The organism is Micromonospora sp. U56, assembly GCF_018070095.1.
In the GTDB taxonomy this organism is placed as follows: Bacteria; Actinomycetota; Actinomycetes; order Mycobacteriales; family Micromonosporaceae; genus Micromonospora; species Micromonospora purpureochromogenes.
Window position 1 is genome coordinate 1 of the sequence record NZ_JAGPYL010000035.1, and the last position, 20,476, is coordinate 20,476.

The 20,476-nt window shown below is 69.8% G+C and carries 20 protein-coding genes and 2 pseudogenes; 11 read left to right on the forward strand and 11 right to left on the reverse strand.

From position 1 onward, the window contains the following. The first annotated feature begins 40 nt into the window (after window positions 1-40). On the forward strand, window positions 41-913 hold the full coding sequence (locus KBX37_RS14460; RefSeq protein WP_210776464.1) for a 1,4-dihydroxy-6-naphthoate synthase: 873 nt from the start codon (window positions 41-43) through the stop codon (window positions 911-913). Here KBX37_RS14460 and KBX37_RS14465 read toward each other — a convergent pair. Then, window positions 874-1,260, reverse strand: coding sequence for a cold-shock protein (locus tag KBX37_RS14465; protein WP_210776414.1), 387 nt, complete (start codon window positions 1,258-1,260; stop codon window positions 874-876). The genes KBX37_RS14460 and KBX37_RS14465 overlap by 40 nt on opposite strands. 28 nt (window positions 1,261-1,288) lie before the next feature. Continuing rightward, window positions 1,289-1,915, reverse strand: coding sequence for an HAD family hydrolase (locus KBX37_RS14470; RefSeq protein ID WP_210776415.1), 627 nt, complete (start codon window positions 1,913-1,915; stop codon window positions 1,289-1,291). 84 nt (window positions 1,916-1,999) lie between these two features. On the opposite strand from KBX37_RS14470, the gene KBX37_RS14475 reads away from it, so the two are divergent. Continuing rightward, on the forward strand, window positions 2,000-4,465 hold the full coding sequence (locus tag KBX37_RS14475) for a helicase-associated domain-containing protein (protein WP_210776416.1): 2,466 nt from the start codon (window positions 2,000-2,002) through the stop codon (window positions 4,463-4,465). A gap of 42 nt (window positions 4,466-4,507) precedes the next feature. Here KBX37_RS14475 and KBX37_RS14480 read toward each other — a convergent pair whose 3' ends face one another. Together KBX37_RS14480 and KBX37_RS14485 are read right to left on the reverse strand one after the other, a co-directional pair. Then, window positions 4,508-4,744, reverse strand: a complete 237-nt coding sequence (locus KBX37_RS14480; RefSeq protein ID WP_210776417.1) for a hypothetical protein — start codon at window positions 4,742-4,744, stop codon at window positions 4,508-4,510. 135 nt (window positions 4,745-4,879) lie between these two features. Continuing rightward, window positions 4,880-5,767: a L,D-transpeptidase gene (locus KBX37_RS14485; RefSeq protein WP_210776418.1), complete on the reverse strand. Its 888-nt coding sequence runs from the start codon at window positions 5,765-5,767 to the stop codon at window positions 4,880-4,882. 179 nt (window positions 5,768-5,946) lie between these two features. On the opposite strand from KBX37_RS14485, the gene KBX37_RS14490 reads away from it, so the two are divergent. The 3 genes and pseudogenes from KBX37_RS14490 to KBX37_RS14500 all read left to right on the forward strand — a co-directional run. Further along, window positions 5,947-7,626: a DNA repair helicase XPB gene (locus tag KBX37_RS14490; RefSeq protein WP_210776419.1), complete on the forward strand. Its 1,680-nt coding sequence runs from the start codon at window positions 5,947-5,949 to the stop codon at window positions 7,624-7,626. 324 nt (window positions 7,627-7,950) lie between these two features. Continuing rightward, window positions 7,951-8,394, forward strand: coding sequence for a type II toxin-antitoxin system HicB family antitoxin (locus tag KBX37_RS14495; protein WP_210776420.1), 444 nt, complete (start codon window positions 7,951-7,953; stop codon window positions 8,392-8,394). Between the two features lie 89 nt (window positions 8,395-8,483). Continuing rightward, window positions 8,484-8,986 (forward strand): annotated as a pseudogene (locus KBX37_RS14500) (helicase); the annotation flags it as partial. A gap of 129 nt (window positions 8,987-9,115) precedes the next feature. Here the strand turns inward: KBX37_RS14500 and KBX37_RS14505 are convergent. Continuing rightward, window positions 9,116-9,490: a hypothetical protein gene (locus tag KBX37_RS14505; protein WP_210776421.1), complete on the reverse strand. Its 375-nt coding sequence runs from the start codon at window positions 9,488-9,490 to the stop codon at window positions 9,116-9,118. Window positions 9,491-9,512: 22 nt separating this feature from the next. Continuing rightward, window positions 9,513-10,292 (reverse strand): hypothetical protein, encoded by a 780-nt coding sequence (locus tag KBX37_RS14510; protein WP_210776422.1) that lies wholly within the window; start codon window positions 10,290-10,292, stop codon window positions 9,513-9,515. 431 nt (window positions 10,293-10,723) lie between these two features. Between KBX37_RS14510 and KBX37_RS14515 the strand changes: the two are divergent. Together KBX37_RS14515 and KBX37_RS14520 are read left to right on the forward strand one after the other, a co-directional pair. Beyond that, a pseudogene (locus tag KBX37_RS14515) lies at window positions 10,724-11,032 on the forward strand (helicase); the annotation flags it as partial. A 550-nt stretch (window positions 11,033-11,582) separates the two neighbouring features. Next, on the forward strand, window positions 11,583-12,125 hold the full coding sequence (locus KBX37_RS14520) for a hypothetical protein (RefSeq protein WP_210776423.1): 543 nt from the start codon (window positions 11,583-11,585) through the stop codon (window positions 12,123-12,125). Window positions 12,126-12,310: 185 nt separating this feature from the next. Here KBX37_RS14520 and KBX37_RS14525 read toward each other — a convergent pair whose 3' ends face one another. Continuing rightward, the gene (locus KBX37_RS14525; RefSeq protein ID WP_210776424.1) at window positions 12,311-12,703 is read right to left on the reverse strand and encodes a hypothetical protein; all 393 of its coding nucleotides are present in this window, start codon (window positions 12,701-12,703) and stop codon (window positions 12,311-12,313) included. A gap of 417 nt (window positions 12,704-13,120) precedes the next feature. Between KBX37_RS14525 and KBX37_RS14530 the strand changes: the two genes are divergently transcribed. Continuing rightward, window positions 13,121-13,864: a TIGR04255 family protein gene (locus KBX37_RS14530; RefSeq protein WP_210776425.1), complete on the forward strand. Its 744-nt coding sequence runs from the start codon at window positions 13,121-13,123 to the stop codon at window positions 13,862-13,864. A gap of 875 nt (window positions 13,865-14,739) precedes the next feature. On the opposite strand, the gene KBX37_RS14535 is transcribed toward KBX37_RS14530, so the two are convergent. Further along, window positions 14,740-15,795 (reverse strand): IS110 family transposase, encoded by a 1,056-nt coding sequence (locus KBX37_RS14535; RefSeq protein ID WP_210776426.1) that lies wholly within the window; start codon window positions 15,793-15,795, stop codon window positions 14,740-14,742. Window positions 15,796-16,762: 967 nt separating this feature from the next. Further along, window positions 16,763-16,972: a winged helix-turn-helix domain-containing protein gene (locus tag KBX37_RS14540; RefSeq protein ID WP_210776427.1), complete on the reverse strand. Its 210-nt coding sequence runs from the start codon at window positions 16,970-16,972 to the stop codon at window positions 16,763-16,765. A 454-nt stretch (window positions 16,973-17,426) separates the two neighbouring features. On the opposite strand from KBX37_RS14540, the gene KBX37_RS14545 reads away from it, so the two are divergent. Both KBX37_RS14545 and KBX37_RS14550 read left to right on the forward strand, forming a co-directional pair. After that, complete coding sequence (locus KBX37_RS14545) at window positions 17,427-17,663, forward strand: DivIVA domain-containing protein (protein ID WP_210776428.1); 237 nt, start codon at window positions 17,427-17,429, stop codon at window positions 17,661-17,663. Further along, window positions 17,660-17,926 (forward strand): hypothetical protein, encoded by a 267-nt coding sequence (locus tag KBX37_RS14550; RefSeq protein ID WP_210776429.1) that lies wholly within the window; start codon window positions 17,660-17,662, stop codon window positions 17,924-17,926. Before KBX37_RS14545 ends, KBX37_RS14550 begins: the two co-directional genes overlap by 4 nt. A gap of 80 nt (window positions 17,927-18,006) precedes the next feature. Here the strand turns inward: KBX37_RS14550 and KBX37_RS14555 are convergent, their stop codons facing one another. Beyond that, on the reverse strand, window positions 18,007-18,972 hold the full coding sequence (locus KBX37_RS14555) for a zinc metalloprotease (RefSeq protein WP_210776430.1): 966 nt from the start codon (window positions 18,970-18,972) through the stop codon (window positions 18,007-18,009). Between the two features lie 215 nt (window positions 18,973-19,187). On the opposite strand from KBX37_RS14555, the gene KBX37_RS14560 reads away from it, so the two are divergent. Next, on the forward strand, window positions 19,188-19,652 hold the full coding sequence (locus tag KBX37_RS14560) for a DUF1579 family protein (protein WP_210776431.1): 465 nt from the start codon (window positions 19,188-19,190) through the stop codon (window positions 19,650-19,652). A gap of 18 nt (window positions 19,653-19,670) precedes the next feature. Here KBX37_RS14560 and KBX37_RS14565 read toward each other — a convergent pair whose 3' ends face one another. Continuing rightward, complete coding sequence (locus KBX37_RS14565) at window positions 19,671-20,417, reverse strand: TIGR03089 family protein (protein ID WP_210776432.1); 747 nt, start codon at window positions 20,415-20,417, stop codon at window positions 19,671-19,673. Window positions 20,418-20,476 lie beyond the last annotated feature (59 nt).

Sequence of the window (20,476 nt, forward strand, 5' to 3'; positions counted from 1 at the left end):
GGGTGGGGTGGGGGCGCGGGGGCGGGGCTACCGTGGGAGCGTGGCGCTCTCCCTGGCGATCTCGCCCTGCCCCAACGACACGTTCGTCTTCCACGCGCTGGTGCACGGCCGGGTGCCCGGCGCGCCGCCGGTCGAGGTGACCTACGCGGACGTGGACGTCACCAACACGGCCGCCGAGCGGGGGGCGTTCGACCTGGTGAAGGTGAGCTTTGCGGCGCTGCCCTGGCTGCTGGACGACTACCACCTGCTGCCCTGCGGCGGGGCGCTCGGCCGCGGCTGCGGCCCGCTGGTGCTCACCCGGGGCGGGGGCGGCGACGGTGCCGGGCGGCCGGACCGGGCCGACCTGAGCGGGGCCACGGTGGCGGTGCCCGGCGACCGGACGACCGCGTACCTGCTCTTCCGGCTCTGGTCGGCCGAGCGGCCGCCGGCGCGGATCGAGGTGGTGCCGTTCCACGAGATCATGCCGGCGGTGGCCGCCGGGAAGTACGACGCGGGGCTGGTCATCCACGAGGCGCGGTTCACCTACCACCGGCACGGGCTGACCGCGCTGGTGGACCTGGGCGAGTGGTGGGAGGGCGACACCGGGCTGCCGATCCCGCTCGGCGCGATCCTGGCCCGCAGGGGCGCGGTCGACCCGGTGGCGGCGGCCGGCTGGATCCGGGAGTCCGTCCGCCAGGCCTGGGCCGACCCGGCCGCCAGCCGGGACTACGTGCTCTCGCACGCGCAGGAGATGGAGCCCGACGTGGTGGACCGGCACATCGGCCTCTACGTCAACGAGTTCACCGCGGACCTGGGGGACGCGGGCTTCGCCGCCGTAAAGGCGCTGCTGGGCCGGGCCGCCGACGCCGGGCTGATCCCGAAGACCGCCAGCCCTCAGACCTCCAGCTCGCGCGCCACCGCGTGGACCAGCTGAGCGACCTTCTGCGCGGTCTTCTTGTCCGGGAACCGGCCCCGGCGCAGGTCCGGCTGGACCTTCGCCTCCAGCACCTTGATCATGTCTTCGACCAGGCCGTGCAGCTCCTCGGCCGGACGCCGGCGCAGCTCCGCCATCGACGGCGGCACGTCCAGCAGCTTGACCCCCATCGCCTGGGCGCCCCGGCGGCTGTCCACCACGCTGAAGTCGACCCGCTGCCCACCCTTCAGGTCGGTGACACCCGCCGGTAGCGCGCCCTTGGGCAGGAACACGTCGCCACCCTCGTCACTGGTGACGAACCCGTATCCCTTGGCCGCGTCATACCACTTCACTCGACCCGTCGGCACCTGAGAACCCCTGCTTCGCTTGAGACGTCTACTGCTGCTCCAAGGCTAGCCCGATGATCCGGTCCAGCGCCGCCGGGAATCCGGTGAGATCGTCCAGCACCTGGTACGCCCCGGCGGCCCGCAGCTCGTCGGTGCGGCACGGCCCGGTGGCCACCCCGACGCCGGGCACCCCGGCCGCGCCCGCCGCCGCCATGTCCGCCACGTGGTCGCCGACGTAGAGGGTCGCGCCGTGCGCGCGCAGCGCGGTCGCCTTCTCCTCGGCGAAGAGGTCCCCGGCCACCTCGTCGACGCTCAGCCCGAGGTGCTCCAGGTGCAGCCGGGCCAGCCGGCCCATCTTGGCGGTCACCACCATCACCCGGCCGCCGCGCGCGTGCACCGCCTCGACGGCCTCCCGCGCGCCCGGCAACGGGACGGTCGGGGTGATCGCGTACGCCGGGTACAGCTGGCGGTAGATCGTCACCGCCTCCTCCACCCGCTCGGGCGGGAACCAGTGCGCGATCTCGGTGCGCAACGGCGGCCCGAGCCGGGAGACCGCGAGGTCCGCGTTGACGGGTACGCCGGTCTGCGCGGTCAGCGCCCGGAAGCAGGCGGCGATGCCGGGGCGGGAGTCGACCAGGGTCATGTCGAGGTCGAAACCGACCATCAGTGGAAGCACCCCGAGAACGTACCCGCCCAACCCGGACCGAGCCGGACGTCCGAGGGGCGGGACGGCCCCGCAGCGGGCTAGCGTGGAACGACGATGACCACCTCACTCGCCGACCACCTGCGCGCCCTGCCGGACGAGTCGCTGGCCGCCCTGCTCCAGTTGCGGCCCGACCTCGTGGTGCCGGTGCCCGCCGACGTCTCCGCCCTCGCCATCCGGGCCGAGTCGCGGGTCTCCGTGGCCCGCGCGCTGGACGGGCTGGACCAGTTCACCCTCCAGATCCTCGACGCCGCCCGACTCACCCGGCACCCCGAGGAGGGCACCACCTCCACCGACGCCGTCCTCGCGATGGCCACCGCCGGGCCGCACCCGCCCGCCCCGACGACCGTCCGGGGCGCGGTGGACCGGCTGCGTGCCCGCTTCCTGCTGTACGGCCCGGAGCACGCCCTGCGCGTCGCGGGCAGCGTCGACGAGGTCTCCCCGTACCCGGCGGGGCTGGGGCGACCGGCGGCGGAGCTGGACCTGCGGACGGCGGCGCTCTGTGCGGACCCGGCGAAGCTGCGGCGGACGCTGCTGGCCGCTCCGCCCTCGGCCCGGGCGATCCTGGACCGGCTCGCCGCCGGGCCGCCGGTGGGCAGCGTCCCGCCGGGCGCCCTCCAGGCGCCCCCGGTCGGGGCGGAGGCCGACCTGCCGCCGGACGCGACCTACGGCGGCGCGCCCACCGGCTCGCCCATCCGCTGGCTGGTCGACGCCCGGCTGCTCGTGCCGGTCTCCGCTGGCACCGTGGAGCTGCCCCGCGAGGTGGGGCTGCTGCTGCGCCGGGACAGCGGCCCGTTGGGCCCGCTGCGCACCAGCCCGCCGTCAGTCACCGCGCCGCCGCGCGAGCCGAAGGCCGTCGACTCCGCCGGGGCCGGGCAGACCATGGAGCTGGTACGGCACACCGAGGCGCTGCTGGAGAGCCTGGCCGCCGAGCCGGCGCCGGTGCTGCGCTCGGGTGGTGTCGGCGTCCGTGACCTGCGCCGGCTGGCCCGTGGCGTCGGGCTGGACGAGCCGGCCACCGCGCTGGTCTTCGAGGTGGCGTACGCGGCCGGGCTGGTCGGCGAGCTGGACCTGCCCGGGTCCACCACCGGCCGCTACGGCGCCGACCAGCAGGTGCTGCCCACCGGCGGGTACGAGGTGTGGCGGGCGATGTCGCTGGCCCACCGCTGGGAGCAGCTCGCCCGGGCCTGGCTGACGATGACCCGGCAGGTCGGGCTGGTCGGCCAGCGCGACGACCGGGACCGCCCGATCAGCGTGCTCTCCGCCGAGGCGGAACGGGCCGGCGCGCCGGCCGCCCGGCGGGCGGTGCTCGGGGTGCTGGCCGACCTGGAGCCGGCCACCGCACCCACCCCGGACGAGGTGCTGGAGCTGCTGGACTGGCGGGCCCCCCGGCGCAGCCGGGGCCGGGAGGCCGCGCACCGCGAGGTGCTGGCCGAGGCCGCCCAACTGGGCGTCACCGGGCTCGGCGCGCTCACCTCGTACGGGCGGCTGCTGCTGGCCGACGTCACCGAGGCGGACGAGCGCGCCGACGACCCGCTCGGCTTGCGCTCGGACGCCGAGAGCGGCGACCCGTCGAGCGCCGTGCGGGCGTTGGACGCGCTGCTGCCCGCCCCGGTCGACCACTTCCTGGTGCAGGCCGACCTGAGCGTGGTGGTGCCCGGCCCGCCCGACCCGGCGCTCGCCGCCGAGCTGGACGTGGTGGCGGAGCACGAGTCGGCCGGCGGGGCCAGCGTGCACCGGATCACGACGGCGAGCGTGCGCCGCGCCCTGGACGCCGGGTACACCGCCGACGACCTGCACGCCCTGTTCCGCCGCCGGTCACGCACCCCGATCCCGCAGGGGTTGACGTACCTGATCGACGACGTGGCGCGCAAGCACGGCGGGCTGCGCCTCGGCTCCGCCGGCGGGTACGTGCGCAGCGACGACGAGGCGCTGCTCGCCGAGGTGCTGGCCGACCGGCGACTGGAGTCGATGGCGTTCCGCCGGCTGGCACCGACGGTGCTGGTCACCCCGTACCAGGTGGGGCGGATGCTGCTCGCGCTGCGCGACGCCGGGTACGCGCCGGTGCCGGAGGACACCAGCGGCGCGACGGTGCTGTCCCGGCCGAAGACCCGGCGGGCTCCCGCCCGGGCGTCGGTGAGCACCCGCGCGCTGGATCCGCTGGCCGCACCGAAGCTGGCCATGCCCCGGCTGCTCGGCGTGGTGGAGCAGATCCGGCGGGGCGACGCGGCGGCGCGGGCGGCCCGACGGGCCCCGGCGGTGGTGCGCGGCAGCGCGGCCCGGGTGGCCGCCGGCCCGATGCCGGCGCACAGTCACAGCGAGGCCCTGGCGGTGCTGCAACAGGCGGTCCGGGACAAGGCGCTGGTCTGGGTGGGCTACGTCGACGCGCACGGGGCGACAGCGTCCCGGCTGCTCCGGCCGGTCTCGATCGGCGCCGGTTACCTGCGCGCCGAGGACGACCGGACGGAGATGCTGCACACCTTCGCGCTGCACCGGATCACCGCGGCCGTGCGGGAGGACTGAGCGACGCCGGAGCACGGCGGGGCGCCGGGAAGACCGGGCGCGTCAGCGCCGGCTGCGGCGCACGGTGCCGATCACGGAGACGGCGAGCAGCAGCGCGAACGCGGCGCCGGCGGTCTCGCCGACCGAGGCGACGAAGCCCTGCCGCTGCACCAGCCAGCCGAAGAAGAACCAGCCGACGAGGGCGAGCGCGGCGGCGGCGTAGCCGACCAGCGTCGCCGTGGAGACCTCGTCGGCCGGCAACGACTCGTCGTCGGTGACCGTTTCCTGGTCGACGCTCATTGCCAGCCCTCCCCGCCCCGTCCGGCTCCCGCCCTCCAGGGTGGCATCCGGACGCTTGGCCGCACAGGGGACAAAACCCTGAATCGCCGCCCCGACAGGACTGTCGGGGCGGCGATTCAGGTGCGGGGTCGCGGGTCAGGTGCCGGGGCGGCGGCCGACCAGCGTCACGCGGGAGCCGACCTTGCCGAGCTCCCACCAGCGGACCGCGTCGGTGTGCAGCAGGTTGACGCAGCCGTGCGAGCCGATCGAGGAGTTGTGCAGGTAGGTGGTGGTCTCGTGGAAGCCGATCCCGCCGTTGAAGCGCTGCCAGTAGGGCAGCCAGACGTCGTACGGGTCCGACCACTCCTTCAGGGCACGGAGGTTGATCTTGTAGGTGCCCGCGGGGGTGGCGTAGCCGGACATGCCGGTGCGGGTCACCGTCGGCTTGGCCACCACCTTGCCGTCGCGCATCACCCAGGTGGTCTGCTTGGTCAGGTCCACGCAGAAGGTGGTGCCGGAGCCGGCGTTGCACCGACTGGTGTCCGTGTTCGCCAGCCGCTTCGCCACGTCGTACGTGGTGGGGCCGGCCCGGCCGGCGGCCGGGCGGATGTCGTACCGCTGCTGGAACTTCTTGATCGCGGCGCAGTCGGCGTCGGACTGCCGGCCGTTGACGCTGACCGTGCCGAACCCGCCCAGCCGGGCGAGGTAGCCCTCCACCTCGCGCTGGTGTTCCCCCTGCTCGCAGCGGGTCTTGTTCTGCGGTGTCGGGTTGGCGAACCGGCGGCCGCGCTCCGGCTTCGGCGGCGTGGTGACGCGCGGCGTCGTCGCCGTGGCCTTCAGCGTCGGGGCCGGCGTGGTCGGCTGGGCCCGCTGGTCGGGCGGCGAGCCGCTCGCCCCCGTTACCTGTTCCGCATTGCCGACCGGGGCGAGCCCTCCTCCAGTGCCACCCGGATCGGCCTGCGGGTCGAGCGCGCACCCACCGGCGCCGACCAGCGTGACCACCGCCAAGGCGACGATCCGGATGGTTAAACCTTTATGCCTCATTGAGCCCTCCCGAATCTGCCGTCCGATTGGAAGACGTTCGGCGATGGGAAACCGTTGCGTCGTTTGGGCATTTTTTTGGGCGTCCCCGACCTCGTGCAACACTGGATGGTCGGCCTGCGGCGGGGTGTCCCCGCCGATGACGGGTAGCCGACAAGCCCGGCCGAGGAGAGGACGCTGGCGTGAGCGGTGGACCACTGATCGTGCAGTCCGACAAGACCCTGCTGCTGGAGATCGACCACCCCGACGCGCAGGCCTGTCGAATCGCGATCGCCCCCTTCGCCGAGCTGGAGCGCTCCCCGGAGCACGTGCACACTTACCGGCTCACCCCGCTGGGGCTGTGGAACGCCCGGGCCGCCGGCCACGACGCCGAGGCGGTGGTGGACGCGCTGATCAAGTACTCCCGCTACCCGGTGCCGCACGGGCTGCTGGTGGACGTGGCCGAGACGATGGACCGGTACGGCCGGCTCCAGCTCGCCAACGACCCGGCGCACGGCCTGGTGCTGCGGGCGCTGGACCGGCTGGTGCTGATCGAGGTCGCCAAGAGCAAGAAGCTCGCCGGCATGCTCGGCAACAAGATCGACGACGACACCATCCAGGTGCACCCCTCCGAGCGCGGCCGGCTCAAGCAGGCGCTGCTCAAGCTGGGCTGGCCGGCGGAGGACCTGGCCGGATACGTCGACGGCGAGGCGCACCCGATCGAGCTGGCCGAAGCCGGCAAGGACGGCCGCAAGCCGTGGACGCTGCGGTCGTACCAGCGGGAGGCGGTCGAGGCGTTCTGGGCCGGCGGCTCGGGCGTGGTCGTGCTCCCCTGCGGCGCGGGCAAGACGCTGGTCGGGGCGGCGGCGATGGCCGAGGCGAAGGCCACCACGCTGATCCTGGTCACCAACACCGTCGCCGGCCGGCAGTGGAAGCGGGAGCTGATCGCCCGCACCTCGCTGACCGAGGAGGAGATCGGCGAGTACTCCGGCGAGCGCAAGGAGATCCGCCCGGTCACCATCGCGACGTACCAGGTGCTCACCTCGCGGCGCGGCGGCGCGTTCACCCACCTGGACCTGTTCGGCGCCCGCGACTGGGGCCTGGTCGTCTACGACGAGGTCCACCTGCTGCCCGCGCCGATCTTCCGGTTCACCGCGGACCTCCAGGCCCGCCGCCGGCTGGGCCTGACGGCGACTCTGGTACGCGAGGACGGCCGGGAGGGCGACGTGTTCAGCCTGATCGGCCCCAAGCGGTACGACGCGCCGTGGAAGGACATCGAGTCGCAGGGCTGGATCGCCCCGGCCCAGTGCACCGAGGTACGCGTGACGCTGACCGACGCCGAGCGGATGTCCTACGCAACGGCCGAGGCCGAGGAGCGCTACCGGATGGCGGCGACCGCCCGCACGAAGCTGCCGGTGGTGAAGGCGCTGGTCGACCGGCACCCGGACGAGCAGACCCTGGTGATCGGCGCGTACATCGACCAGCTGCACCAGCTCGGCGAGTACCTCGACGCGCCCATCATTCAAGGCTCGACCACCAACAAGGAGCGGGAACGACTCTTCGACGCGTTCCGGTCCGGCTCGCTTCGCACTCTCGTCATTTCCAAGGTCGGCAACTTCTCGATCGACCTGCCGGAGGCGGCGGTGGCGATCCAGGTGTCGGGGACGTTCGGATCGCGGCAGGAGGAGGCACAGCGGCTGGGGCGGGTGCTGCGGCCGAAGGCGGACGGGCGGCAGGCGCACTTCTACACGGTGGTGTCCCGGGACACCATCGACACCGAGTACGCGGCGCACCGGCAGCGGTTCCTGGCCGAGCAGGGGTACGCGTACACCATCGTGGACGCCGACGACGTCCTCGGCCCGAAGCTCCCTTCGGTCGACTGACGCGCGGCCCGGGTGCAGGTGTCTGTCTCACGCGCTTTCGAGCTGATGTCGTAGACGAATCAGCCGGCCGCGCGCCCGCTCCCGGCTCAACGGCGGCCGAGCGTACGCAACCACGTCTTCTGCAGCATCGCGCACGTTTCTTGTCGTCCAGGGCGCTCTACGACGCTGGCGTGACCTTCGAGAAGGTCCGAGAGGGTGGCAGCCACACGATCTACCGATACGGCCCGCAGAACGTCGTCATACCACGACACAAGGAGATCAACGAACTCACCGCGCGGGGTACCCTGCGCAGCCTGGGCTTGAGGTAAAAGGGGGCGCTCGTCGATGAAGTACACCGTCAGATGCGCACGCTCGGGTGCCTGGTGGGCGATCACCGTGCCGGAGATCAAGGGCGTGTTCTCTCAGGCCCGTCGTCTCGACCAGGTCGAAGGAATGGCACGCGAAGCCATCGCCCTCATGCTCGACGTCGACCCGCACAGCTTCGATGTCGACGTGCAGCCCGACCTGCCGGAAGAGGTGACGCGCGCCCGCAAGGCCCGCAGCGCCCTGCGCAAGGCCGAAGAGTCCGCCGACGAGGCGACGGTCACCGCCGCACGCGCACTACTCGCGAAGGGCTACACGGTCCGCGACGCGGGCGCACTTCTTGGCATCTCCCCGCAGCGCGTGTCGCAGCTGGCGCCGAAGAGGGGTACGGCCGGCGGCTCCAGCAAGGTCCACAAGGACGGGAAGGCCGGTCTGAAACAGGACCACGAGGTCGCCGCCGCTTGATACGGCGGCTTTCGGCACCCGACCGGCCTCCAATACGGCGGCATCCGGACCGGGCGTTGTCGTGCGGCCCCCTCGCGGCGCGGCGGCGCCTGGACCTGTTCGGCGCTCGCGACTGGGGCCTGGTCGTCTACGACGAGGTCCACCTGCTGCCCGCGCCGATCTTCCGCTTCACCGCGGACCTCCAGGCCCGCCGCCGGCTGGGCCTGACGGCGACTCTGGTACGCGAGGACGGCCGGGAGGGCGACGTGTTCAGCCTGATCGGCCCCAAGCGGTACGACGCGCCGTGGAAGGACATCGAGTCGCAGGGCTGGATCGCCCCGGCCCAGTCTCCATCGACCTGCCCGAGGCGGCGGTGGCGATCCAGGTGTCGGGGACGTTCGGGTCGCGGCAGGAAGAGGCGCAGCGGCTGGGACGGGTACTGCGACCGAAGGCCGACGGGCGGCAGGCGCACTTCTACACAGTGGTGTCCCGGGACACCATCGACACCGAGTACGCGGCGCACCGGCAGCGGTTCCTGGCCGAGCAGGGGTACGCGTACACCATCGTGGACGCGGACGACGTCCTCGGCCCGAAGCTGCCCACGGTCGACTGATCCCGACCGCCCGGTTCCCGGGGTGCTGGCCAGCATGAAAAAGGGCGCTTCGCCGAGGTGGGGAAGCGCCCTTCTCCATACCGGTCTCCGGGGCGTGCCGGTCAGCTCTGTCCTACGAGCCGTGTGGTGTCACACCCTTGGCGATGTCCGAACCAGGTAGTACGAGATCAGGGCCAGAGAGCTGGTCACGGGTATCGGAAGGAGACCCGCGACTGCGGCGGCGAGCAGAAGCCGCTTTGCCCACACCGCCCGGTCCTGGAGGACGCACAATGCCGCGGCGAGGGCCAACGCGGCAGCGATGACCTGCAGAATGACGATGATCGACATGGTCGGAGACCAGTCGTGCTGCACGAGTTCGACGCCCTGCGGGCCGGTGGACGTGATGGTGCTGCGTACGGGAATCGCGAGCGCCGACAGCACCGAGGTGACGGACGCAACCAGCGCGAGGCCGGCCGCTACGTGTTTCCTGCTGATGTGCCACCGGAACATGGTCAGAGTCCCCATAGCCTGCCTCCTGATTCAACTGTTACTTGCGAAGCAGTCGACCATCCACCATCTGGTCCAGTGTTCCATCGTAGTGCCCCCACTGCTCGAGGGTGGTCTCCACGTCCGGGACCTGCCACTGCTTGTTGGTGAACCTGATCTTCGTCTTGTGGTGGATCCCGCCGGGGAAACGCTTGTTCAGCTTGTACGGGATGAAGTCATTCTGGGGGCAACCGTCGAACGACCACAGGAGGGTTCGCCCCCATTTGCTGACGCTACCGGTGCACTCTCCGGACCAGTCGAAGACAGTCTTTCCGTTCCAACACCAGTTGAGCGTCTGACGGGCGGTCAGGGTGCCGCCGGCCAGCTTGTGAGTGAGGGTGATTCCGTCCACGCACTTCTTCTTCGCGGCGGCGGCGGCCCGCGGCTCGCCGGAGCCGGGAGGCAGGTCGGGGCCGACTGCTTCCTGGGCCGTGTAGTCAGCGACCTCGTACGCCGTCGATGGCTGAGGAAGTGAGGTGACCTGCGGTGGAATGCTCGCGAGTTCCGCCTCGATGGTCTCGAGAAGGTCTTCCTGCGCCTTGCGCGGATCACACTTGTACGTGTCGGCGAGTTGCTGCGACAGTTCCCCGCGGCTGACCCTGAGGTCGGTCTCGGTGCGGAACTCGTCCCACTGCGGGTTGCCCACCTCAAAACACTGCAACCCGAGCGACTCAGACGCGGTGGCCACCCCTGGCGCAGCCGAAACGATGGCGATTGCCGACACGAAGGCCATCGTTGCGGCACCGAAGCGCCTCTTCCGTTCCCCCATGATTTCCATCAATGCCCTTTCCATTGGGAAACTCGGCCGTTGCGGTGGCCGAGCCGACTGGAGCCTAAACGCTTGTCGATCCGCCGTGGGGGCACCTCATCCTTCGCAGTCGCATGCGCGACGTATCACCATCGAACACATCCGCAGGTGCGGCAAAGCGCAGCGAAGGCCAGCGCACTGCGGCAAATCGGGCCTTCTGAATAGTGCTCAATCACACGATATCGGGTTCACATTTGCTTGCTTCGACACATAAGTAGAACGACTCCTGCGCAGTCGGCATGAATCACCCCTCTTTTCAGCGCTCGGAACATTCGAAGTCGTGTCACGAAAGCGACAAAGATGGTCGCCCAGGCGAGTCCCCTGGAACTGGATGGACGCGACGCTCCGCCCGCTCCGCAGGCAGCTCTGAGCGTCAACTTGTTCACGCCGGCATCGGCCGACGGCCGATCTTCCGGTTCACCGCGGACCTCCAGGCCCGCCGCCGGCTGGGCCTGACGGCGACTCTGGTACGCGAGGACGGCCGGGAGGGCGACGTGTTCAGCCTGATCGGCCCCAAGCGGTACGACGCGCCGTGGAAGGACATCGAGTCGCAGGGCTGGATCGCCCCGGCCCAGTGCACCGAGGTACGCGTGACGCTGACCGACGCCGAGCGGATGTCCTACGCGACGGCCGAGGCCGAGGAGCGCTACCGGACGGATCGCTCCTACACCCCTACATCGCCGACACGGAGGGCGATCACGGTGCACCGCCCGCCGAGACTGGGGCCGAGCTGTCCCTCTTGCTCGCTACAGACCTGATGTCCTACACGCCTTAGCCGCCAGCACGTCCCGATCCAGCGGCCAACCACGCCGGCATCGCCAGCCGGTCCCCGACCCCCGCCGGGGGGAGCCTTGCGCGGTAGTCAGGCAGCGTCAGCAGGCATCGTCCTGTGCGCTCACGCTCGGCCGGCTTTGTCGCTCCTTCCCGGCCCTCATTGTCGCGTAGCGCGCTGTTTGCCGACTCACTGCTGACATCGTCTGACGATGGCTGACCCTGTGCCCCCAGCTCCTGGTCCTGGTGTCCGGTCTGGGAGCAGGTGGCCTGCGGTCGGTGCGATGGCCAGGCGCGGGACAGGTTGGCACGGACGTTGCTGGATAGGTCAGTCCGGAATCTACTTGGCCATTTCTTACCGGCCTGCCTGCGGCTGGTGTCGGCGCGCCCGGCCAGCACGGTCCGGACAGCTACGGCGTCATACGCCTAAGCTCGCGAGCTGTGCGACTGACGAGAGGCAAACGAGTCGGGCTGCTTCTTTTTGGACTGGCGATGATCGCGGTGGGTGTGGTCGGGGCAGCCCGCAAGTGGTCGGACACAGCGATGATCCCGTCGATCATCTTGGGCGTGGTGGTCACGGTCGCCGCTGTGGTGGGTGCCCTTCCGGGCGGCAACTGGAAGGAGGGCCAACTGCAGTGGCCGGAGATCGACTTGCTGGCCCGAGTCGACGAGCTTGAGTCGGCAGCGGCCGCGATCGCGGAGCAGCAGAAGCAGCGGGACAAGGAGTCCGATGCGCAGATCGCGGAGTTGCGGGCCAGGTGCCAAGGGTTGGATGACCTGATCACCGACTACATCTTGGCTCACGAGCCGCCCCCGGACGACGGGATGGTCGACGAGGACCGATTGCAGTTCTTCGAGGACGAGGTCGCCAGCGCCGAACAGGAGGTACAGGTGCGGCTGTTCACCGGCGAGGACTACGACGACGGCATCGGCCTTGACGAGTTGAGGGAGAACCTGGAGGAGCTACGAGGCCAGTATCGCCGCGAGGAGCGTCGGCAGAGGGCCTGGAAGCGGTTCCCGACGGCCAGGGGCTAGGGGGCAGCGGCCGCGCGTCGCCTTGTCTGCGTGCGGCACGCTACGGGCAGCTGCGGCGTCATGCTCGACACCGGATGACCATCTTCAACCGGACGTGACCACTCCGATGGCCACGTTCCTGCGGACTGCCCAACTTTGTCCGGACCGGACAACGTCAATCAACGAAGCAACGGATGACCACCCGCCTAGCTAGACACCTGGCCGGCCACACTCATCGCCGTGGCAGCAAGGGCCGAGATCATCGCGACGAGAGCACCAAGAGTGGTGAGCCCTTCTCTGGGGGAAGCCCAGAGCCCGCGGTTCACTTGGCGCCAAGTGTGCGGGACAACCGTCATCCTGAGCTTCTGCCACTTGTGCTGCCGCTTGCTGCACCCAAGCAGGAGCCCGGAGGAGTTGTTCCGGCAGAGCGACCTGTCGCGGTTGATCGCGCAGCACCAGACAGGCGCTTGGAACAAAAAAAACGCCGTGACCAGCAATGAGAGCACGAGCAGCACTACCGGCCCAGCAGCGTGTGTCCACCAGGCCGTGATGAGGATGATGAACGCCAGGTAACCCCAGTACCGTCCCAGACCCTTCATGGCATCGAACGTAGTGGATCGGAGACGGTACGTGACGGGTCTCTGTCCGCTATCAGACATACGGCCTACCACCCGCCAACCTCCGCGGCTCGGACGTCTCGCGCACACGAGGCCTGCGGCCCGACTGCTCGCTTCTGGCCGCAGCACGGCCCCTGCCGGTGCTCGGATCCATCAATCCGCCCCCGGCAGGGAAGGCCAGCTGGCCCGACGGGCGGCGAGAGGGCCCCGGGCGTGACAGCAGCCTGAGGCTGTAGCCAAAGCCAGGCACGGTAGACGGACACCTGTACCCTAATGCACCACAAGTCCCGGCAGGCGCGCCAGGGCAGGATCCGGCAGAGCTCTCGCCATACGTGCGATCGTAGGCAATCATGGGTTGATACCGGTAACGGCGGCCGACGAAGTCGAACGGGTGAGCACGTGGGAAGGGTCTACAGCAAGGCTCCGATCATCGAAGCCGTGATCGAGCTACGAACCAGGCATGCGGAAAATGTGACACTGGACGACCTGGCAAGAATTCACGGCGCAGAGGCGACACGGTACCCAGTTCTCGACAAGCGGCTCCAGGTCGATAACCGCATCGAGGTCACGGACGGTGAGGTATCGAGTCAGATAGACCACCGTCAGTTGGGCTTTGTGTTCAAAAGTGCCGATGAGCTGCAAATAATCCACGCGACGGTGCAGGGATTTCTTTTCTCCAGGCTTGCCCCCTACCCTAACTGGGAACCGTTCGTCGAAGAAGCTTGGCGGGTATGGCAGAAGTACCGCCAAGAAGCCAAACCCGAGGCATTGACTCGCGTTGGGGTGCGCTTTATCAACAGAATCAATGTGCCGTCAGACTCGATTGAGATCAAAGACTATTTGCGAACGTATCCCGAACTATCGGGGGAGCTGCCGCAGGTGCTTAGCGGTTATTTCATGCAGGTTCAGGTTCCCCTTCGACAATTCGACGGGATCGTGAACATTACGTCGGGCATCGAGAACCCCGGCCAAGGGTTAGTCTCGCTAATTCTTGACGTTGACTGCTTTCGGGACCTTGACTTAAGCCTCTCCGCACCGGACTTCGACGAAGAAGTCAGGGCGATTCTTTGGCGTCAAAGAGAGGCCAAGAATTTCGTATTCGAGTCCTGCATCACCGACGCGACCAGGGAGTTGATTAGCTAATGCCTGCCGCCGCGATTGCATCCCAATTCAACGTCGCAGATGTATTGGCCGTGTCTTATGGCGAGGCCTCGTCAGTGAAGCGACTGAAGAGCCGCGCACTCGGCCTGCTTACTCCTACCCGTAGCTGGGATGCGGTAGTCCGCCGAAGTGCCCAGCCAGAGGTCTCGGTGCCTGACACTAGGCCTGCCACAATGCTGCGACGCGTGCCTTTTGATTACGGGCCGGAGAGCGGTGGCGAATATGTCGAGTTTGGCGAGGCAGACGACGACAATTGCAACCTTTCTTGGTGATAGGCGAGCAAAGGAGAACCGGTGCAAACGCACCTGCCTTGGTTCAGCCAAGGGGACATCCTTGAGAGAGTACCGATCATCTCGGTGGATGCGCCTCTAGAAGGCGGCCTCTCGGTGAGTTCGCCACCGGGACCTGCCGTACTTCTAACCCATGGCTGCGCGATGGATAAGGCATCCCGGGCAGGCAAGCCATCAATCAGGACGCTGCACTTCGCTCCCTTGGTCGCCGTCAGCCATCAGGATCCAGGTCGACAGCAGCTGCTGCGGGCAGGCGGCCTAGCTCCTTATGAAGTAATGCACCTTGGTGACTGCGGGCCGTTCGGGGAGTCCTTCATCGTCTTGAGCCAGATGTACCCCCTCCCGACTGCCTACTTCGTCCCTGAGGTAATCGCGTGGCCGGATCACCCTGCCGCCCATCCAGACGATCGCTACTGCACCCCGTCCCACAATGCCTCAAGGGTCGGCAGGCTAGACGATGCTCAGGTAGACCTTTTGAAGCGCAAGATGAACGCTTTCTGGACTCGATTGCTTCCGAAAGACGCATAGCGCCGGTCGGACACGCCCATCCCGATGCTCCTATGGAGGTCAAGTGGTCAGGGCGGCGAAGTCGGCGACCAGGGCGGAGTAGACGTCGCGGACGATGTAGCGTTTCAGGCAGCGCAGGATTTCCTGCTTGCTGAGGCCTTCGGTGATGCGTCGTTGCAGGTAGGCGCGGGTGCGCTGGTCGTAGCGCATGCGGCAGAGTGCGATGGTGTGTAGGGCGTGGTTGGCGCCGCGGTCGCCTCCTTGGTGCAGGCGGTGGCGGCGCACCCGTCCGGAGCTCGCGGGGATGAGTGCTGCTCCGCAGAGGTGGGCCAGGGCGGCTTCGGAGTGCAGCCGGTCGGGGTTGTCGCCGGCGGTGGTGAGCAGCTGGGCGGCGACGTCGGGGCCGACACCGAACAGGGCCGTGGTGCGGGGTGCCGCTTTCCGGACGATGGGTGCCACCTGCCGGTCGAGGGCGGTGATCTCCTCGGTGAGGGCCGTGACCCGGCGGGCGAGCCCGACCAAGGCTGCGGCGGTGGCGTGCTCCGGCTCGTGGAGTCTGGTCGGGTCGTAGGTCAGCGCAGCGCACCGGCTGACCAGCACAGCAGCGCTGGTCCTGGTCAGGTGGGCCCGCAAGGGTTCGGGGGCGGCGGCGACCAGGCCGCGCATCTGATTCAAGGCGGCGGTGCGGGCCTTGACCGCTCCTCGACGGGCGACCCTCAGGGCGCGGATCGCCTCGACCGGCCCGGTGCGGGTCTTCGGCGTGCCCATCGCGGTGCCAGCAAGGGTGGCCCGGGCGGCGGCGATAGCGTCGATCGGATCGGACTTGCCCTGGGCGCGGCGGGCGCGGCGGTCCGGCCGGTCCACCTCCACGACGGCGATTTTTTTGCTGGTCAGATAGCGGGCCAGGCCGGCACCGTAGCTGCCGGTGCCCTCCACACCCACGGCAGTTACCCGCCCGAAGGAGCGCATCCAGGCCAGCAGATCCGCGTAGCCGGCGGTGGTCGCGGGGAACTCGGCGTCGGCCAGGAGCCCGCCGGTGCGGTCGATGACGGCGGCGTGGTGGGTGTCGCGGTGGGTGTCGACACCACCGATGAGAGATCGCGTCTTGGCTGCCATGCTGGTGAGGTCCGCCTTTCTCGTCTGCGTCGAAAATCTGTGGACACGTCACCGGTCAGGCGATGCGGACAACACAGTGGTGGGCGCCTCTCGCACAGGCTCCTATCAGGTCACGACGCCTGACCGGTGACATGCAGCTGCCGGGGCCACCGAGCTGGCCGACGAATCGGGATGAGGACAGCAACCGTCGGTCTGCCGGTGAGTCAGACCAACCCGGCGACCCACCCCACCATCCTCACTGTGTGCCGTCGACCCGCCGTCCTAGGGAGCGGGCCGCCGCCCGGTCCGCAACGTCAAGCGGACCTTTGACGGCTCGTTCGGGCGCTGGCGGGTCGGGCGGTGGTCTGCTCGGCTTGCCCGGGTCGGTGGCAGGCGGGATGGCCTACCGCAACCACCCACGGACCCGGCGGCTGCCGACGATCTTCGGCCATCCTGGAGCCGGAGGGCCCCGCCGGAGGCGCCCTAACCGCAACCACGCACGGTGCGCCAGCTCGCCGGCGGGCCCGGCATGCGCTTCCCTACGCCGCGCGGGTCCTAGCCGCGCGGCCCGGCCGGCTGCCGGCCCACCACACCACGCTCAACGATCCTGTCGTTCTGCGGCGGCCCTTCGGGCTCCCCGCTCTCCGCGCCAGCCGCCGGGCGTTAGGCGTAACGGCCGCAGAGCGCCAGCGGCAGCGGCCGGCGCGCGCCCTGGCGGCGGCGCGTGCGGCCCGTTGCGGGCCGCCTTGAAGAGTTGTCCAGAAAGTTTGAACGGGGATTCTAGTGAGGGCCCCGACGGCAGGGCTGACCCGAGTGTGCCCTTGCTCCGTGCCCTCACGTGGCCCGTCGACCCGGTCAGTGCAGGTGCTTCTCTCGGCGCTTGCGCGGGCCCGTCGTAGTGACCTGATCAGGAACTTCGTTCATCCCTCATCTGTCCAGAGCTCTCATCACGCTCATCAGTCGCGCGTGGTGCGCTAGCGAGCCCGGGTCAGCGGCGGGTGGACTCTGCGACGAAGACGCCGCGGCCTGGGCGGCCGACCAGCACACCCTGCTCCCGCAACGTCGCGATCGCGCGCTGAATGGTCGAGTGCGAGACGTCGTAGGAGTCGGCGAGCGCGCGACCTGAGGGCAACTGGCTGCCCGGCGGATAGGTCCCGTCCTTGATCTTGCTTCGCAGATCGTCTAGCAGCTCGTCCATGGTGGGCGGAATAGGCACGATGCGGCCCCTTGCAGTCGGTTGGCCCACCCAGTATTGATCCACGCCCTCGACGTAGGCAATGCATCCGCTGAAAGAGGTGAAGGTGGTGACATAGCTGGTAGTGGTGATGGTTCAGCAGAAGAGGACGGCGCGGTACTTGACGTAGGTGATGCTGCATCGGTAGCGTCGCTCTCGGTGATGCGGTGCTGCTGCGGTCGGTTGGCGCCTCTCGTACCGGTCTCGCATCGCCGCCGAGACCCCACCCTCCGCGCTCCCCCGGCGCGGCCCTGCTGCTGTACCGCCGATCGAGGCTGCGGTGGCAGGGCGGGGCGGTCTCCGCCGCCCCCACCCGGCGGAGGCCGCCCCCTCCACTTCGACGCGACCCGACGAAGGGCGGTCCCCCGTGCGCGACCTGATCCGCCGGCTGGTGAGCCGACGCGAGGAAAGACCACCGATGGCAGTTGCCCACCAGAAACAGCCTCTCCGGCCCTGGCAGATCCGCGAGCGCTGCTTCAACGTGCGCCGGCGCGGCCTCGACCCCGTCGAGATCCGCACCTTCCTGCACCGCGTCGCCGACGAACTCACCGCCGCGCAGACCGCCCTGGTCGCGGTGCAGGAGGAGAACGTACGGATCAAGAACGCGCTGCGCGCCTGGCAGAGCGCCCAGTCGGCGAACCACCGCTACCGATGATCGAGCGTTGGGTGATCCATCTGCCGGTCACCGCGCCCGACCTGCTCCGGGCCCGGATCCTCGCCCGGACCGCCGCCCGGGTGCTGGCCCGGCTCAGTGCCCGCTTCGAGCCGGGCGGGGTGACCGTCTCGGCCGAGGACCAGCAGGGCGTACGCCACTGGGTCTTCTGCGACCGGCGACTGCCCGGCGGCGGCCGGTGTGCCCTGCCGGCCGACCACACCGCGCCCTGCTCACGGCGCGCGCCCTGGCTCCACCGGCGATGAAAGGCCGGGAACGTGGGCGCAACAGGAAAGGAGCTGGCGGGCCGCTGAGTGCGGCCCGCCAACCCCCGACAATGCTTGGGTTACTTGGTGCCACCGGCCCGGAACGCCACCCAGGCGTCGCTCATCCGGTCCGCCTGTCCCGCGGTGAACATGTCCATGCAGGAGTCCTGCGTGTAGTCCATGAAGTTGTGGATCGGGTCGAGCCCGGGTGCGGTGCAGGTGTCCGCGCCCACCGGGCAGTTGAACTGCGGGTGCGCTTCACGCGGGGTGTCCGCCACGTAGTCGCCGGAAGCGGAGCACCCGTGCGCGAAGGTGTGCTCCAGCATCAGCCAGTGCCCGACCTCGTGCGTCAGCGTGTCACCCAGGGCGTACTTGCCGGCCGTGCCGCCCGGCATCGACTCGTCGAGGATCACCACGCCGTCGATGAAGTCGCGGCCGTTGTTGTAGCCCTTCGGGAAGTACGCCCAGCCGAGCAGCCCGCCGCCGATGTTCGCCGCGTACACGTTCAGGGTGCGGGAGTCGCCGGTGTACAGCGCCTTCTTCATGTCGCGCTCGTTCTTGCCCGGCACGACGGTGTACCAGTCGCTGTTCACCGTCCACGTCGTGTCGACGAGGTCGAACCGGAACGGCGTGTCGGCGGCGTTCGCGGCGGTGCTGCCGGCGAACGAGTCGTTGAGCACCTTCATCTGGTCCGCGATCAGGGTGTTCCACCTGGTCGTCTCGGCCGCGCTCAGCGGGTGGTCGGAGACCATGTGGAAGACCGTCGGCACGGTGACGCTGCCGTTGGCCAGGCGCGGGGAATCCTTGATCACGCCGTAGGCGTTCGCCTCGTTCTTCGAATACAGCTCCGGCTCCTGGGCGGTGGCGCCCTCGGCGACCCGGGCGGTGCTGTGCGCCTCAGCTCCGGGCGCACAGGCCGCGGCACCCGGGGAGGTGGTCGCGGGAGCTGCCGAGGCGACCGCCCCGGAGGCTCCGCCGGCCCCCAGGAAGGTGGCGGCGGTGGCGGTCAGGACCGCCAGTTGGAAAGCCGATCTTCTTCTGCGCATCGTTGCCCTTTCACATCCGGGGGATGAGCCACGTCAGCGGCAGGGACGAGGGTCACCGGGATACGGGACCGACATCGTCGTTCCGCCATAACAACACGTCAGCGGCGTTAACAACAGACCACGAGCGGGTCGATTGCCGGATGGCAAGGGCCGGTTTCGCAACGGTCGGACCGACGACGCTTCCCGGCTCGCCCGCGGCGGCCTACGGTCGACGGATGGTCCTTTCCGAGTTCGCCGGGTCCTGGGTGGGCAGCAACGGCTTCCGGCTGATGCCCGATCATCCGCTCGCCGAGTTCCCTGCCACGATGACCGTGGCGACGGCCGCCGGCGGACACCTCACCTCGATCGCCTACTCCTGGCGGCACCCGGACGACGGACCCCAGGACGGCCTGCTCCTCATCGCCGCTGCCGGCGAGGACGGCTCACTCACGGCCGTGTGGGGCGACTCCTGGCATCAGAAGCCGGTGCCGATGTCGTTGCCCGGAGGATCAGGAGCAGGCGAGACGTTCGAGTTCGAGGGCGACTACGGCGGCGGTTGGCGCTGGCGGATCGTGTTCGACGCCGCCGACACCGCGACCCTGCGGATGCGGATGGACAACGTGATCCCCGCCGACCAGGCCACGGCCGCGATGGCCGCCGGGCCGTACCCGGTGATGGTCATGGAGGTACGCCGCGCCTGACCGGGCGCGGTGCGGGGTTCAGAGGACGTGGGTGGCCCGTTCGGCGGCGAGCCGGTCGGCCTCCACGGTGTTGTGGATGACCACGGATGCGCCGACCGACAGCGGGGCGAGCAGCCACTTCAGCGGTTGCTCGTGCTCGGCGGCGTCGACCAGGAGGCTGTCGCCGGCCCGCAGGCCGAGCTGGGCGGCGACCTCGTGCGCCAGCGCGCCCCACTCGCCGTAGCTGGTGCCGTCCGGGGTGGCCGGGTCGGCAGCCCGGACGGCGTGGTGGTCGGGCGGGGTCGCCGGGTGCCGGAGCACCTCGGCCGACCAGTCCAGCCAGCCCACCGGCACGTCGGTCAGCGACCCCGGCCCGGTGCCGACCAGGTAGCGGTGCGTCCCGTCGGGTACGTCCTCCAGCCAGTCGTCGAGGCGTTCCGGGGTCACGAACACCGCGTCGTACGGCCGGTCGCCGCCCGGTTCGAGTACCGGTAGCCCGGCGGTGGCGCGCGGCCGGAACGACACTGCCAGCCCGACCGACCAGGCACCGAGCAGCACTGCGGCGGTACGCCAGTGCGGCGGCAGCAGCACCGCGACCCGGCTGCCGGGGCCCAGCCCGCAGCCGTCGCGCAGCAGCCCGGCGCAGCGCGCCGCCCAGCCGCCGAGCTGCTGCGCGGTCAGCGCGGTCCGTTCGCCGGTCGTCCCGTCCAGGTACGTCAGCAGCGGCGGGCCGGCCTCGTTCGCCACATCCCGCCCCCACACGACCGGGTCCTGGACGGTGTCCATCGGGCGTCCTCCTCGTGACGACGACGCCTCACCCTACCGATCGAGCGGGACCGGCGAGA

Excerpts from the sequence above, each read along its gene's own strand:
- KBX37_RS14475 (WP_210776416.1), top strand. The coding sequence starts at position 2,000 with ATGACCACCTCACTCGCCGACCACCTGCGCGCCCTGCCGGACGAGTCG.
- KBX37_RS14480 (WP_210776417.1), bottom strand. The coding sequence starts at position 4,744 with ATGAGCGTCGACCAGGAAACGGTCACCGACGACGAGTCGTTGCCGGCC.
- KBX37_RS14485 (WP_210776418.1), bottom strand. The coding sequence starts at position 5,767 with ATGAGGCATAAAGGTTTAACCATCCGGATCGTCGCCTTGGCGGTGGTC.
- KBX37_RS14495 (WP_210776420.1), top strand. The coding sequence starts at position 7,951 with ATGAAGTACACCGTCAGATGCGCACGCTCGGGTGCCTGGTGGGCGATC.
- KBX37_RS14505 (WP_210776421.1), bottom strand. The coding sequence starts at position 9,490 with ATGGGGACTCTGACCATGTTCCGGTGGCACATCAGCAGGAAACACGTA.
- KBX37_RS14520 (WP_210776423.1), top strand. The coding sequence starts at position 11,583 with ATGATCGCGGTGGGTGTGGTCGGGGCAGCCCGCAAGTGGTCGGACACA.
- KBX37_RS14525 (WP_210776424.1), bottom strand. The coding sequence starts at position 12,703 with ATGAAGGGTCTGGGACGGTACTGGGGTTACCTGGCGTTCATCATCCTC.
- KBX37_RS14535 (WP_210776426.1), bottom strand. The coding sequence starts at position 15,795 with ATGGCAGCCAAGACGCGATCTCTCATCGGTGGTGTCGACACCCACCGC.
- KBX37_RS14540 (WP_210776427.1), bottom strand. The coding sequence starts at position 16,972 with ATGGACGAGCTGCTAGACGATCTGCGAAGCAAGATCAAGGACGGGACC.
- KBX37_RS14545 (WP_210776428.1), top strand. The coding sequence starts at position 17,427 with ATGGCAGTTGCCCACCAGAAACAGCCTCTCCGGCCCTGGCAGATCCGC.
- KBX37_RS14550 (WP_210776429.1), top strand. The coding sequence starts at position 17,660 with ATGATCGAGCGTTGGGTGATCCATCTGCCGGTCACCGCGCCCGACCTG.
- KBX37_RS14555 (WP_210776430.1), bottom strand. The coding sequence starts at position 18,972 with ATGCGCAGAAGAAGATCGGCTTTCCAACTGGCGGTCCTGACCGCCACC.
- KBX37_RS14560 (WP_210776431.1), top strand. The coding sequence starts at position 19,188 with ATGGTCCTTTCCGAGTTCGCCGGGTCCTGGGTGGGCAGCAACGGCTTC.
- KBX37_RS14565 (WP_210776432.1), bottom strand. The coding sequence starts at position 20,417 with ATGGACACCGTCCAGGACCCGGTCGTGTGGGGGCGGGATGTGGCGAAC.